Genomic DNA, 13,590 nt, shown 5'->3' on the forward strand with positions numbered 1-13,590 from the left:
CGCCACCCATGTCGGACCTGCTGGGATTCGTGCTGAGCGGTCTCGTCTCCGGCGCGCTGTACGCGCTGCTCGCGACGGGCCTCGTCCTGTCCTACTCCGCCTCCGGCCTCTTCAATTTCGCACACGGCGCGACCGCCTACCTCTGCGCGCTCACCTTCTACGAACTCCACTCCGGCTTCGGCTGGCCCGCCGTCCCGACGGCACTCCTCCTTGTCTGTGTGGTGGCACCCGCGCTCGGCTGGGGCCTGGACCGGCTGATGTTCCGCAAGCTGGCGCGGGTGGGCGAGACCGCGCAGATCGTGGCGACGATCGGTCTGCTCGTCGCGCTGCCCGCGCTCGGTCTGTGGGTGGTTGAGCTCCTGGAGGACGCGGGGGCTTCCGTCAAACCGGCCGAGAACCAGTTCGGCCTGCCGGGCGTCGGGCCGAGCCCCGCCAAGTCCTGGCAGCTGACGGACGGCGTCGGCATCGACTCCGACCAGCTGATCACCTGGGTCGCCACGGCCCTCGTCGCGATCGGCCTGTGGGTCCTGATGCGGCACACACCGCTGGGACTGCGGCTGCGGGCGGCGGTGGACAACCGCTCGCTCGTGGAGCTGCGCGGGATGAGCGCCGACCGGCTGTCGTCGGTGGCGTGGATGCTGTCGTCGGGCCTCGCGGGCTTGGCAGGCGTGCTCGCAACTCCCTTGCTGGGCCTTTCATCTCACGACTTCACGCTCTTCCTGTTCGTGTCGGCCACGGCGGCGGTACTCGGGCGCTTCATGTCCATCCCGCTGGCCTTCGCGGGCGGGCTCGGGCTTGGGGTGCTCCAGAACCTGGTCGCCGGGTACGCGGATTTCGCGGAAAGGATCACCGGGTTCCGTACGGCGGTCCCGTTCCTGATCCTCTTCGCCGGGCTGCTCCTCCTTACCCGGCGGCAGCGGACGGCAGGCACGGCGGCGGTGGACGCGCCGCCGATCGACTATCTGGCGGGGCGGTCATGGGGGCGCAGGTGGGGGCCCTGGGCAATGGGAGGCGTGCTGCTCGCGTTGTCCTTCTACACGGTCACCTCGCCGTTCTGGAGCGGCATCCTGGCGCAGGGGCTCGCCATCTCGCTGGTCTTCATCTCGTTCACCGTGGTGACGGGGCTCGGTGCGATGGTGTCCCTCGCGCAGGCGACGTTCGTGACGGGCGCGGCGCTTGTGGCGGGGCTCCTGATGAGCCATGGGTGGCCTTTCATCGCGGCGGCGCTTGTGGGGACGTGCGGGGCGGCGCTGCTCGGCGCGTTGGTCGCGCTGCCCGCGCTGCGTCTCGGCGGCAGGTCGCTGGCCCTCGCCACGCTCGCTCTGGCCTTCCTGGCCGATCAAGTCCTCTTCCAGATGGGGTGGTTGAGGAACGGCGACACGGGCTGGGAGATTCCGCGCGCCGTCTTCGGCCCTGTCGATCTGAGCGACGACCGGGCGATGGGCGTGGCGATGGTCGTCCTTGTGGCGGTGACCGTGGCCGCGTTGAGCGCGCTGCGGGGTTCGGCGACGGGGCGGGCGATGCTGGCCGTGCGGTCCGCGCCGGCGGCGGCGATGGCTTCCGGTGTCTCGGTGGTGCGGACGAAGCTGCTCGTGTTCACGTTGTCGGCGGGGCTCGCGGGGTTCGGGGGCGTGATGTACGCGTCGTTCAACACGCGGATCACGGCCACGGACTTCACCGCGATGACGGGCCTCGTGTGGCTGGCGGTGGTGGTGGCCGCGGGGGTGCGGAGGCCGCAGTTCGCGGTGGTGGCGGGGCTTGTGTACGCGGTTGTACCGCATGTCGTGGCCGACTACGTGACGGAGTCCGTGCAGCTGCCGGTGATTTTGTTCGGGTTGGCGGGGTTGGCGTTGGCCAATGATCCGGATGGGTATTGTGCGGCGGTTTCGGTGCGGTTGCATCGGCGGCGGGTGGGATCGGCTCCGCCTCCGGTGCGCACCGGAGATCACCGGCTCCGCCGAGTTCGTCCTCGAACGCCGGACAGGCCAGGTTCCTCAGCCCCTCAGGCCCTCGCCCTGCACAACCTCCACGCCGGATACGACGGAACCCCCGTCCTGCACGGCGTGACCCTCACCGTTCACCCCGGTGAGATCGTCGCCCTCCTCGGCCCCAACGGGGCAGGCAAGTCGACGACATGCCGAGCCGCGGCAGGGCTGATCGCCCCCGCCCAGGGGCAGATCTACGTCGCCGGGGAGGACGCCACGCGAACCGGCCCCGTCCACCGCTCCCGCTCGGGAGTCCTCCTCGCCCCCGAAGGCCGCGGCATCTTCCCCTCCCTCACGATCGAGGAGAACCTCGCCCTGCACCTCCGCGACGAGGCCGCCCGCGACGCCGTCTACCGCCGCTTCCCCGGCCTCGCCGCCCGGCGAAAGGTCACCGCGGGGTCCCTCTCCGGAGGTGAGCAGCAGCTGCTCGCCCTCGCGCCCCTCCTCCAGCGCCCGCCGAAGGTGCTGGTCGCCGACGAGCCGTCCCTCGGTCTCGCACCCCGCGTGGTCGACGAGGTGTTCCAGCTGCTCGCCGAACTCCGCGACGCGGGAACGGGGTTGCTCCTGGTGGAGGAGAAGGCCGCCGAGATCCTCGGCATCGCCGACACCGTCGCCTATCTCGCACAGGGCCGCGTCTCCTGGTGCGGCCCTCGCTCCGAGGTGCGGGCGGACCAGCTGACCGAGGCCTATCTCGGGATAGCCGCGCAGGGGCACGCCGAAGGAGTGGGGCAGCCATGAGTGATGACCGGATGGATGACCCGATACTCGAAGCCTCCGGAATCGGCGTCCGGTTCGGCGGCATACACGCCCTCACCCAAGTGGACCTGAGCCTCCGGGAAGGGGAAGTCTGCGGCCTCATCGGCCCCAACGGGGCGGGAAAGACCACCCTGTTCGACGTCGTATCCGGCATCCGCCGCCCCGACCAGGGACGCGTCCTGCTCGGCGGCGTCGACGTCACCCGCCGCTCCCCCGTCTGGCGCGCCCGCCACGGAATGCGTCGCACCTTCCAGCGCCAGCAGCTCTTCGGGCAGCTGACCGTGGCCGACAATCTGCTCGTCGCGCAGGAGTGGCGGGGCGGTGGTGGCGGGTTCGCCGCCGATCTGGTGGCGGCGCCCACTCGGCGTACGCGCGAGAAGGAGAGGCGCCTACGCGCCTCGGCCATCCTGCGGGAATGCGGGCTCGACGCCCTCACCGACGCCTACGCGAGCGCCCTGCCCGTCGGTCAGGCCCGCATGGTGGAGCTGGCGCGCGCGGTGGCGGATCCGCCCAGGGTGCTGCTCCTGGACGAACCCGCCTCCGGGATGACGGCCGACGAGCGAGGCCAGCTGTCGGCCGTCATCCGGCATCTCGCGGACGAGGAGGGCTGCGCCGTGCTGCTCGTCGAGCACAACGTCGCCTTCGTGATGGGGCTCTGCGCCCGCGTGGTCGTCCTCGACCTCGGCACCGTACTCGCCGAGGGCCCGGCGGCCGAGGTACGCGCCGACCCGAAGGTGCGGGACGCGTACCTCGGGACCACCGCCGCCTAGCCGATGGTCACCCGGAAGATCTGGTCCGAACCGTCGGGCTTTCCACCGTTGTTGTCGGCATTGGTGGTGGAGAGCCAGAGCTGATCGGCATCGGCCGCCCCCGCGCCCGGCACCGCCGTGACCGCGCGCAGCCGCCCGTACTCACCGACGTAGAACGCCTTCGCCGTCCCGACGTTTTCGTTGTCGGCGTTGATCGGTATGCGCCAGAGCCGCTCGCCCTTCAGCGCCGCCATGTAGACCGCGCCGTCGACGATGGCGACGCCGCTCGGTGAGGCCTCGGCGACTCCCCAGGTCTTCTTGGGGTTGGTCATGCCGGAGACGTCACAGTCGCCTTCGCAGGTGGGCCAGCCGTAGTTCTTACCGGGCTTGATGAGGTTCAGTTCGTCCTTCTTGCTCTGGCCCAACTCTGCCTCCCACAGGCGCCCTTGGGGGTCGAAGGCGATCCCTTGCGGGTTGCGGTGGCCCATGCTGTAGGCGTAGTTGCCGAAGGGGTTGCCGGGGGCGGCCTCGCCGTCCTTGGTCAGGCGCAGGATCTTGCCGTTGAGGGAGTTCTTGTCCTGCGCGAGGGCGCCGTCCTGGGAGTCGCCCGTGGTGGCGTAGAGGTAGCCGTCGGGACCGAAGGCCAGTCGGCCGCCGTTGTGGAATTTGTTCTTCTTGATCCCCTTGAGCAGGGCCTTGTAATCGGTCAGCTTCGTCCCGTCGTACGTCATGCGCGCGATGCGATTGCCCTCGGACGAGGTGTGCATGACGTACACATGGTGGTTCGTGGCCCAGTCCGGGTCGACGGCCACTCCCATCAGACCGCCCTCGCCGCCGGTCGTCTGGGATTCCGGAACCGTCCCTATCTGTGTCTTGTCCTTGCCGTCCCCGGAGACGAGCCAGACGCGGAAGTCATCGCGCTCGGTGACGACGGTGGACTTGCCGTCCGGCGTCCAGGATGTGCCCCAGGGGATCGTCCAGCCGGTGGATATCGTCGTGATGTCCTTGGGTTCGCCCGCTGCCGCCCCCGCCTTGTCCGGGACGGCCGACGCCGACGTGACGTACTGCGTGAGGCCGACCACCAGGGCGGCGGCCGCGAGTACGGCCGCTCTCTTCTTTCCACTGTCCATGGCTCAGCCTCCGTACTGCGCGACGATTTTGGTGAAGTCGTACGGCGCTTGCGACACGCCACCGCACGAGTCGCCCGCGTTTCCGCCGGACCCGCAGGCACGGTCGCGGTTGACGGCCCAGAAGGAGAACCGCGCGATGTGGTGCTGCTTGGCGTAGGCGAGGATCTTCTTGAAGTCGCCCGTGGTGACGGTCTCGCCCGCCACGTCGGTCTTGCCGTTCATCGAGGAGACGCCGATGCGCTTGTAGGCGTCGGCGTCGCTGTAGCCGTAGGCACTCTTGACCGCGCTCTTCAGGCCTTCCATGGCACTGACCGAGGCATCGCCCATGGAACCGCTGTGGCTGCCGAAGTCGAAGGGCATGATCACCCAGGCGTCGTTGTCGAGACCGGCCGCCGCACCGCGCTTGATGAGGTCCTTGCCGGTGGCGTCGGGGCCGCTCGGCGTCGTCCCCATGGTCACGTAGGTGACGATCCCCGGGTTCTTCTGCTTCACGATCTTCAGTGCGTCGACGACGCGCTGGCGCACGGTCGCGTTGCTGAACTCGGTGTCCTCGATGTCGATGTCGAACGCCTTCAACTTGTAGGCGTCGATGACCTTTTGGTACGCCCCGGCGAGCGCTGAGGCGCTGCCGCACTTCTCGCCGAGCTTGGCGCCGCTCCAGCCGCCGACCGAGACGACTATGTCGCCGCCCGCGCCGCGTATGGACTTGATGGCGGTCTCGTCGGAGCCGCCCTTCAGCGGACGGCTGCCGTCCCAGGCGGGGTTGCAGCCGCCGTCGGACAGGATGAAAGCGAGCGTGAACCACTTGACGCCGGTCGCGGCCATCACATCGGTGGGCTTCTGCGGGTTGCCCCAGCCCAGGTACTCGTAGGGGGCGGCGTGGATGGTGCCGGACGCCTTGACCCGCGCCTCCGGGGGCACGGTCGATGACTGAACGGCCGATGACTGTGCGGCCAGGGTGAGGGACGCCGTGGTCGCGAGGACTCCGGCAGCGGCCAGTGCGGTGGCCGTTCGACGGCGGGGAGTGTGGGACATGGGGGGTGTGCTCTCCTTTGCGTTGTTAGGAAGGGTTCCTAACGATCTGAGGGTGCGGATGGGCCGTGAAGTTCCGTTGCGGTGTGAGGAGTTACGTCTCGGGGAATTACGTCTTGGGATACGCGCGGTAGGCGAGGGCGGGAGAACCGCCGCCCGCACCATGGACGAGGGCGCGGACCGCCCCGTGGTCCGGAGAGCGATGACAGGCTGGATCCGTGCGCGTGGCGTCGCCGGTCAGGGCGTACGCCTGGCAGCGGCAGCCGCCGAAGTCCACGCTTCGCAGCTCACAACTGCGGCAGGGCTCGCGCATCCAGCTCTCACCCCGGTAGCGGTTGAAGGCGGCCGACTCCCGCCAGATCCAGTCGAGTTGATGATCCATGATGTTCGGGGCGGCACGCCCGAGGAGTTCACCGGCGGCCGGGCACGGAAGCACCGTGCCGTCCGGTGCGACGGTCAGCGAGATGGCACCCCAGCCGCCCATGCAGGGCTTCGCCACTCCATCGACGTAATCGGGCGCCACCCACACCAGCTCCATGCGCCCCGCGAGCCGCTCCCGCCACCGCTCGACACGCTCACGCGCCCGCGCGACCTGCCTGCGGTCCGGGAGGAGTGCGTCCCGGTTGCGCAGCGCCCAGCCGTAGAACTGTGTGTTGGCGAGCTCGATGCGGTCGGCGCCCCAGGCCAGGCCCAACTCCACGATCCCGTCGAGCGCGTCGAGATTGGCGCGGTGCAGTACGGCGTTGAGCCCGAGCGGCAGATCCGCCGCCCGCACGAGCTTCGCGGCCCGCTCCTTCGCGGTGAACGCCCGTGCCCCGGCGATGAGTTCGGCCTTGGCCGGATCGGCGTGCTGCACGGACAGCTGGACGCTGCGCAGGCCCGCGCCGACCAGGTCCGTGAGCCGTTTCTCGTGCAGGCCGACACCGCTGGTCACGAGCTGCGTATGAATTCCGGCGGAGTCGGCGGCCGTGACGATCTCGGTGAGGTCCCGGCGCAGGAGCGGCTCACCGCCGGACAGGTGCGTCTGTACGACACCGATGTCCGCGGCCTGACGCATGACGTCACCCCACTGCCCGGCGGTCAACTCTCCGTCCCGTGCGACCAGTTCCGTGGGGTTGGAGCAGTAGGCGCACCGCAGCGGACAGCCGTGCGTCAGTTCGGCGAGCAGCGCCCACGGCGGTTCTACGGGTCGAGGGGACTCCATCACCGAAGCCACCCCTCCGCCTGCAGCCCAGCGAGGAACCGAGGCACCTCATCGGCCACTGGAGCGCCAGGGTGCCTTCGCTCCAACTCCCCCACAATCGCGGCGACTTCGCGCTCTCCGTCGCACAACTCCACGACGCTCCCGGCGGATCCACGCAGCACGACCACCCGTTCAGGCAGCACAAGCAGCTCGACACCACGCACCCGGTCGTGCCGCAGCAGCACCGAGCGCGCCAACGCGGGCCGCCAGTCGAGACGTACGATCTCACTCATCAGCCGCACCCCGACCCCGGTCGATCGCGTCGAGCAGCGTCCACAGCACATCGCACTTGAAGCCGAGCGCCGCGACGGCCCGCTCCTGCTCCTCCCGCGTGCGCGCCGACTCCAGGACGAGTCCGAGCGCCTCCTGCCCGTCGCGGTCACCCTGCTCCACACGGGTACGGAAGTACGCGAGGCCCTCCGCGTCGATCCACGGATAGTGCAGCTCGAACGCGGCGATCCTGGTCCGCATGAGCTGCGGCGCCGACAGTTCGGTGAGCGAGGCGGCGACGGCGTCCAGCACGGGCCGCAGGCGGCAGAAGTTGACGTATCCGTCGACCGCGAGCCGCACGCCGGGCAGCACCCGCGAGGCGTCGAGCAGCTCGTCGCGCCCGATCCCGGCGGCCTCACCGAGGCGCAGCCACCGCTCGATGCCGCCGTCCCCGTCCTTATCGCCGTCGTGGTCCTGGATCCTGCGCACCCAGCCGCGGCGCAGCGAAGGGTCGTCGAACTTGGCGACGATCAGCGCGTCCTTGACGGGAATGTGGCGCTGGTAGTGGAACCGGTTCACGATCCAGCGGCGCAACTCGTCGCGGGTGAGGGTGCCTTCGTGCATCCGTACGTTGAAGGGGTGCCGGTCGTGGTAGCGCTCGGCGGAGACGGCGCGCAGCCGCTCGGTGAGCTCGTCGCGTGACCAGGGGGCCGTTCGGGGGGCCGCTTGAGGCCTCGATCCGGGGTCCGTCACAGCTCGATCACCATCCCTTCCGCCGCGACTTCGATTCCCCACTCCGCGAGGAGCTTGTGCTGTTCGGCATGAGGGTTCCCGAGCGGGTTGGTGTTGTTGAGGTGGGTGTAGAGGCAGCGCCCCGGCAGTCGCGCGAGCCGGTGCGCGGTGCCGCCGGGCCCTGCGATGGGCAGATGGCCCATGGCGGTGGCGGTACGGGTGGAGAAGCCGGAGCGAAGAGGTTCGGCGTCGTCCCAGAAGGTGCCGTCGACAAAGACGCAGTCGGCGTCGCGCACGGCTTCGTCGAAGGCGTCGGACCAGCGGGCGAGGGCGGGTGCGTAGAGGAGGGTGCGGCGTGTACCGGGATCGTGCAGACGAAGAGCGATGGACCAACTGTCCCTGAGATCAGAGGTGTTGGAGGCATACCTGGGCTTTTTGGCCGACAGAGGGACGGCGCTGACGGTGATACCGGATGCGTCGCCGGACTCCCCGTCGAGCGGCACTCCGCCGCCACCGCCCAGCGGTTCCCCGCCACCACCGCCCAGCTCGCGCCACCGCAGTCGCGTGTACGGACCGAGGACGGCGTCGAGCCGCAGCCCGTCGCGTACGGCGTCGAGAACGGGCGCGGTCGCAAGCACGTCTACGCCGTCGTGCGCCTCGCGGAGCCGGGCGACGCCAAGGGTGTGGTCGAGTTCGGCGTCGGTCAGGACGACGCCCACGACGGGAGTCTGCCGGGCTCCGGGCCCGGGGTGGAGCTCCGACGCCCCCTCGATCTGCTCGCCGATGTCCGGGGTGGCGTTGACGACGTACCACCGCCCCTCCCCCGCCCGGACGGCGAGCGAGGCGTGCCGGCGGCGGCGCTCCGGGTGGGCGCGTGCCCCGGTGCACCCGGGGCACGCGCAGTTCCACTGGGGCAGCCCGCCGCCCGCCGCGGTGCCGAGCACCTGCAGCAGCATGGCGGCGGGGTTACCGGTCGGCGCGGCGGTACGCGGTCACTTCGAGCGCGGTCTCCACGATCTCGTACTCGGGGGTCTGCCATGCGGTGACGGCTTCCGCCACTTCCGGCGTGGTGGGGTTCTGGTCATCATTCATGGGCGTGTGGCTGCCTTCCTGAAGAGTGGGGGTTCAGGAGAATGGGTGAGGAGCAGGAGAGGGAAAGGGGCAGTCGTTCACATGAGTGTTCTGCGTTCAGCGACGTGCAATAGAGTCGCGGTATGACGGAACGCGGTCAATGGTGCGGACCAAAAACGACTGGACTTCACCCGGGAGTGGTCAAGGAATGCAGTACGGCACCTGATCGTTGACCATGGGAGTACTACCCGACGACTTAAGGATCGAGAGCTCGTGAGCAAGGTCCCCCCGATCATCCTGAACAATGGCGTCGAGATGCCGCAGCTCGGTTTCGGCGTCTGGCAGGTCCCGGACGACGAGGCCGAGTCGGCGGTCGCGACGGCGCTGGAGGCCGGGTACCGCAGCGTCGACACCGCAGCCGTCTACGGAAACGAAGAGGGCACCGGCAAGGCGCTCGCCGCTTCCGGCATCGCGCGCAAGGATCTCTTCGTCACGACGAAGCTCTGGAACGCCGACCAGGGCTACGACTCCACGCTCCGCGCCTTCGACGCGTCCCTGGAAAAGCTGGGGCTCGACCATGTGGACCTGTACCTGATCCACTGGCCGCTGCCTTCCAAGGGCCTCGCCACGGACTCGTACAGGGCTCTCGAGAAGATTCATGCCGACGGCCGCGCGAAGTCCATCGGCGTCTCGAACTTCCTGCCCGCGCACCTGGAGCAGCTGCTCGCCGAGACGTCGGTCATCCCGGCGGTCAACCAGATCGAGCTTCACCCGCACCTCCAGCAGCGAGTCGCCCGCGAGTTCCACGCGGAACAGGGCATCGCCACGGAGGCTTGGTCCCCGCTCGGCCAGGGCAAGGGCCTCCTGGAGGTCCCGGCGATCGTCGCGATCGCCCAGAAGCACGGGCGCACGGCGGCGCAGGTCGTCCTGCGCTGGCACGTCCAGCTGGGCAACGTGGTGATCCCGAAGTCCGTGACGCCGTCGCGGATCAAGGAGAACATCGACGTGTTCGGCTTCGAACTCGACCCCGAGGACATGGCGGCGATCAGCGCACTGAACGAGGACCGGCGGCTCGGCGCCGACCCGGCCACGTTCGACGTGACCTGAGTCGTCTCTCTACTGAGGGCGCCACTTGCCCGGCCGATGCCGGGTGCGGCGCCCTCAGTGTGTACGCCCGTCCCGGCCACTGCCCGTCTACTCCTTGACGCCCACATGCACCGTCTGCGCCGACAGCAGGAACACGTCGGGGCGGTGGTGCAGGCTCTGCTCGTCGTTGGCGTCCAGGAGGCGGTCGACCGTGGCCAGGTCTTCGGCTTCGAGGGTTTCCGCGTGCATCTCGCGGCGGCGGGAGAGCTCCGTGACGAGGTGGGCGCGGGCGTCGTCGGGCAGGGGGGCGGGCAGGTCCAGGAGGAACGAGCGGGTGCCCGCGTGGCGCAGGCCCGCTTCCGTGAGCAGCGCGGGCCAGTCCTCCGTGACCGCCTTCGCGCCCGGCAGGTCCCCGCGCATCTGCGTGAACCACTTCTCGTCCGCCAGGTCGAAGCGGGTCTGGAGACCCGGGCGGCCGAAGCCGATGTCGCGGGGCAGGCTGCGGGGGTTCAGGCCGCCCTCCAGGAGTGCGATCGCGCCGCCCGGTGCGAGGCGGTCCGCGAGGGCGGCAAGGGCCGCCTGCTGGTCGCCCACGTGGTGCAGGGCGCGGCCGATCCAGAGGAGGTCCGCGAGTGGCAACTCGCCGATTCCCTCGGGGAGTTCCGCCTGAAGCGTGCTGACCCGGCCCGTCAGGCCCTCCCTGCCCGCCCGCTCCCGCGCGCGCTCCAGGAGCGGCTCCGCCGGGTCCACCGCGATCACCTCGGCCTTGGGGAAGATCTCCGCGAGGAGGAAGGCGATGGAACCGGAGCCGCTGCCCACGTCTCCGATCAGGGCCGGCTCCGGCTGCCAGTCACGCAGCCACTCGGCGATCTCGCGGTTCTGCGGGGCGGCGATACGCGCGTTCCGCTCCAGCATCGGGCCCATGGTGGCCCAGTCGATGTCCTCGTGGTGGTGGCCGTGGCCGTGGCTGTGTTCGTGGTCGTGGTCGTGGTCGCGCTTGTGGTCGTGAGCCATCGTGTCTGCCGCCGCCTTCGGTGCGCTTGGGGTGGGCCGCCGAACGGGACCCGGGAGCGGTTCCCAGCCTGCTCGTCGGCCCGCGCCTTGACCAGTCGACTTGCGGTTTCGGCAAATCAGGGTTTCGGCCCGGCGGGCGACGGCTTCCGGAACGAACGGAGCGTGAACTGCGGGTCGGGGCGCGGTACTTCCTGGTCGGGCAGTGCCGCGAGCCCCGCCGCCAGCTGTATGGCCAGCGGTCCATCCGGCGTGACCTGCGTGAACCATCCCCGGTGGAGGTCGTCGACCGTGGAGCGGGGCGTGCGGCCCTGCCCGTGGCCGCGGAACCGGGCCCGGCCCGCCGAGGTCAGACCGTGCACGGCCGCGTACGCCTCGACCGCCTGGGCCCGGTCGGCCGCGGGGCGCACCGGGCGCGGAGCGAGTACGGCGTCGACGTCGCTGCCCACGTCGTGCGCGGCGGCCTTGTCGACCGTCGTGACGAAGACGCCGCCGGGTCGAAGGACCCGCGCGCACTCCGCGACGACCGCGGCCGCGTCCTCCGCACCGGACAGCAGATGCAGCAGCCACACCGCACACACCGCGTCGAACGAGGCGGAGGGGAAAGGGAGTTGGCGGCTGTCGCCCAGGACTACGGAGTCCGGGATGCGTCCCGCCGCCATGCGCGCCATGTTGTACGCGGCGTCGACGCCGGTCACCCGCAGGCCCGATCCGGAAAGGCGCCGCGTGACCAGGCCCGTGCCGCACGCGACGTCCAGGAGGGTGCGGGTGTGCTGCGGCAGCAGGCCGAGGACCCCGGCGGCAGCGGCGTCGGCGCGGGGCTCGCCGCCGCGTGACGCGTCATAGCGATCGGCTTCCTTGCCGTAGTCCAGCATCGACGCTCAGACCGCTCCGTGCCCGACCGCCGACTCCTCGACCTTGGCGGCCAGTTGGAAGTCGAGCGCGGTGAGGGCGCCGCCCGCGCTGTGCGTGTGCACGGACAGGGAGACGGTGTTGTAGCCGAGCGTCAGGTCGGAGTGATGGCCGAGCTCTTCCTGGATCTGCGCGATGTGGACGACCATCGCGGCCGCCGCGAAGTGCGAGCCGAGCTGGAAGGAACGGGTGATCCGGTCACCGTCGAGCGACCATCCCGGCAACTCCGCGAGCCGTTCCTCGACGTCCTTCTGCGACAGCGGTTCGACTGACATGGCCGCGCTCCATCCCATGTGTACGACGTACGTATATCCCTCAGCCTGCCACAGCGTCGCCCGCAAGGCCCTGATCAGGCCACCGGCCACCCGCCGAACGGCCCCGCGCGTCACGCACCCTCGATTACTGTCTCCGTATGACAACTGCCGCGTCCACCAAGGAAACCACCGGCGTCGGCCCGCTCCTGCGCGGCTGGCGCGAGCGGCGCAAGGTCAGCCAGCTGGAGCTGGCCCTGCGCGCCGATTCGTCGGCGCGGCACATCAGCTTCATCGAGACCGGCAGGTCGCGCCCGAGCGAGGAGATCGTGCTGCGCCTCGCCGATCACCTCGACGTACCCATGCGGGACCGCAACGCGCTGCTCGTGGCCGCCGGCTACGCGCCACGCTTCCGGGAGACGCCCCTGGACGACCCTTCGATGGGCGCCCTGCGCGAGGGCCTCGAGCAGCTCCTGCGGGGCTATGAGCCCTACCCCGCCCTGATCGTCGACGCGACGTACAACGTGATCGCGGCGAACCGCGGCATCGCGATGATCATCGACGGCATCCCCGAGCACCTCCTGCAGCCGCCGCTGAACGCCATGCGGCTCACGCTCCACCCGGAGGGCCTCGCCCCGAAGATCCGCAATCTGCGCGAGTGGCGGGGGCATCTGCTGGACCAGATGGACCGGCAGATCGCGCTACAGCGGTCCGCCGCGCTGCGTGCGGTGTACGAGGAGGTGGCGGCGTATCCGGTGGCGGATCCCGGTGCCGACACGTTCGACGCCGGAGGGGAGCCGGGCGGTATGCCCTATTTCGCGCTGCCGCTGCGCATCGAGCACGACGGGCACCTGCTCTCCTTCACCTCGTCGATCTCGACCTTCAACACCCCGATGGACGTGACGGTCGCCGAGCTGGCCATCGAGACGCTGCTCCCGGCCGACCCGGCGACGGTCAAGTACCTCCAGTCGTCGGTGTCCTGACGGCGCCTACTAGGCCCTCAGTGCCCGCAGCGCCGCGTACTGCACCGCCGCGAAGCCGGCGACGATCACGGCCTGGAGCGGGATCCACACCGCGCCCGCCGTGCCGGGCGACAGCCAGGCGACCAGGGCTACGACGCTGAGCACCGCCCAGACCGCGTTCACCTCGATCACTCCCTGGACGAGCAGCGTCGGCGGGCTCTTGCGGGACGCCAGGTAGCCGACGCCCGCGCCGTACAGCGTGAGGCACACGCCGAGGGTGAGCAGAAGCCCCGCGTCGACGCCGAGGAAGCGCCCCAGGGGGCCCGACACGGCGGCGTACGCGAGGCCGTTTCCGGTGGTCACGACCGCGTCCAGGGCGAGGAAGCGCCGCAGCATCGTCCTCGGGTCGCCCGTACGGGCCAGCGCGGTGAGCGGGTTCGGCGAGTACACAGACATAAGG

General features: G+C 70.2%; 15 protein-coding genes. 4 read left to right on the top strand and 11 right to left on the bottom strand.

From position 1 onward, the window contains the following. Window positions 1-8 precede the first annotated feature (8 nt). Together ACGFSB_RS05680 and ACGFSB_RS05685 are read left to right on the top strand one after the other, a co-directional pair. Window positions 9-2,723 carry an ATP-binding cassette domain-containing protein gene (locus ACGFSB_RS05680; protein WP_393394552.1) on the top strand — a complete coding sequence of 905 codons (2,715 nt, stop codon included), beginning with the start codon at window positions 9-11 and terminating at the stop codon, window positions 2,721-2,723. After that, window positions 2,720-3,511 carry an ABC transporter ATP-binding protein gene (locus ACGFSB_RS05685; protein WP_393394555.1) on the top strand — a complete coding sequence of 264 codons (792 nt, stop codon included), beginning with the start codon at window positions 2,720-2,722 and terminating at the stop codon, window positions 3,509-3,511. Before ACGFSB_RS05680 ends, ACGFSB_RS05685 begins: the two co-directional genes overlap by 4 nt. On the opposite strand, the gene ACGFSB_RS05690 is transcribed toward ACGFSB_RS05685, so the two are convergent. The 7 genes from ACGFSB_RS05690 to pqqA form a co-directional block, all read right to left on the bottom strand. Then, entirely contained in the window at window positions 3,508-4,620 is a 1,113-nt protein-coding gene (locus tag ACGFSB_RS05690; protein ID WP_393394557.1) for a PQQ-dependent sugar dehydrogenase, read from the bottom strand. The genes ACGFSB_RS05685 and ACGFSB_RS05690 overlap by 4 nt on opposite strands. Before the next feature lie 3 nt (window positions 4,621-4,623). Further along, window positions 4,624-5,655 carry a chitinase gene (locus ACGFSB_RS05695; protein ID WP_393394559.1) on the bottom strand — a complete coding sequence of 344 codons (1,032 nt, stop codon included), beginning with the start codon at window positions 5,653-5,655 and terminating at the stop codon, window positions 4,624-4,626. A gap of 106 nt (window positions 5,656-5,761) precedes the next feature. Then, entirely contained in the window at window positions 5,762-6,856 is a 1,095-nt protein-coding gene (pqqE, locus tag ACGFSB_RS05700) for a pyrroloquinoline quinone biosynthesis protein PqqE (RefSeq protein WP_393394562.1), read from the bottom strand. Continuing rightward, entirely contained in the window at window positions 6,856-7,128 is a 273-nt protein-coding gene (gene pqqD / locus ACGFSB_RS05705; RefSeq protein ID WP_393394564.1) for a pyrroloquinoline quinone biosynthesis peptide chaperone PqqD, read from the bottom strand. The genes pqqE and pqqD overlap by 1 nt, the downstream gene beginning before the upstream one ends. Beyond that, window positions 7,121-7,858, bottom strand: a complete 738-nt coding sequence (gene pqqC, locus ACGFSB_RS05710) for a pyrroloquinoline-quinone synthase PqqC (RefSeq protein ID WP_393394567.1) — start codon at window positions 7,856-7,858, stop codon at window positions 7,121-7,123. The genes pqqD and pqqC overlap by 8 nt, the downstream gene beginning before the upstream one ends. Further along, a complete protein-coding gene (pqqB, locus tag ACGFSB_RS05715; RefSeq protein WP_393394569.1) occupies window positions 7,855-8,793 on the bottom strand; it encodes a pyrroloquinoline quinone biosynthesis protein PqqB in 939 nt (312 codons plus the stop codon). Before pqqB ends, pqqC begins: the two co-directional genes overlap by 4 nt. 10 nt (window positions 8,794-8,803) lie before the next feature. Then, entirely contained in the window at window positions 8,804-8,929 is a 126-nt protein-coding gene (gene pqqA, locus ACGFSB_RS05720) for a pyrroloquinoline quinone precursor peptide PqqA (RefSeq protein ID WP_393394572.1), read from the bottom strand. Between the two features lie 294 nt (window positions 8,930-9,223). Here pqqA and ACGFSB_RS05725 point away from each other — a divergent pair, with 294 nt between their 5' ends. Next, complete coding sequence (locus tag ACGFSB_RS05725) at window positions 9,224-10,015, top strand: aldo/keto reductase (RefSeq protein WP_393395766.1); 792 nt, start codon at window positions 9,224-9,226, stop codon at window positions 10,013-10,015. A gap of 87 nt (window positions 10,016-10,102) precedes the next feature. Here ACGFSB_RS05725 and ACGFSB_RS05730 read toward each other — a convergent pair whose 3' ends face one another. The 3 genes from ACGFSB_RS05730 to ACGFSB_RS05740 all read right to left on the bottom strand — a co-directional run bounded on the left by ACGFSB_RS05730 (window position 10,103) and on the right by ACGFSB_RS05740 (window position 12,192). Continuing rightward, complete coding sequence (locus ACGFSB_RS05730) at window positions 10,103-11,008, bottom strand: class I SAM-dependent methyltransferase (RefSeq protein ID WP_393394575.1); 906 nt, start codon at window positions 11,006-11,008, stop codon at window positions 10,103-10,105. A gap of 116 nt (window positions 11,009-11,124) precedes the next feature. Further along, window positions 11,125-11,880 carry a class I SAM-dependent methyltransferase gene (locus ACGFSB_RS05735; protein ID WP_393394576.1) on the bottom strand — a complete coding sequence of 252 codons (756 nt, stop codon included), beginning with the start codon at window positions 11,878-11,880 and terminating at the stop codon, window positions 11,125-11,127. Between the two features lie 6 nt (window positions 11,881-11,886). Continuing rightward, window positions 11,887-12,192 (bottom strand): 4a-hydroxytetrahydrobiopterin dehydratase, encoded by a 306-nt coding sequence (locus ACGFSB_RS05740; RefSeq protein WP_393394579.1) that lies wholly within the window; start codon window positions 12,190-12,192, stop codon window positions 11,887-11,889. Between the two features lie 137 nt (window positions 12,193-12,329). Between ACGFSB_RS05740 and ACGFSB_RS05745 the strand changes: the two genes are divergently transcribed. Beyond that, window positions 12,330-13,151 carry a helix-turn-helix domain-containing protein gene (locus tag ACGFSB_RS05745; RefSeq protein WP_393394582.1) on the top strand — a complete coding sequence of 274 codons (822 nt, stop codon included), beginning with the start codon at window positions 12,330-12,332 and terminating at the stop codon, window positions 13,149-13,151. A gap of 9 nt (window positions 13,152-13,160) precedes the next feature. Here the strand turns inward: ACGFSB_RS05745 and ACGFSB_RS05750 are convergent, their stop codons facing one another. Continuing rightward, window positions 13,161-13,586, bottom strand: coding sequence for a hypothetical protein (locus ACGFSB_RS05750; protein WP_393394585.1), 426 nt, complete (start codon window positions 13,584-13,586; stop codon window positions 13,161-13,163). Between the last annotated feature and the right edge of the window lie 4 nt (window positions 13,587-13,590).

Source organism: Streptomyces sp. NPDC048441 (assembly GCF_043200235.1).
Classification (GTDB): Bacteria; Actinomycetota; Actinomycetes; order Streptomycetales; family Streptomycetaceae; genus Streptomyces.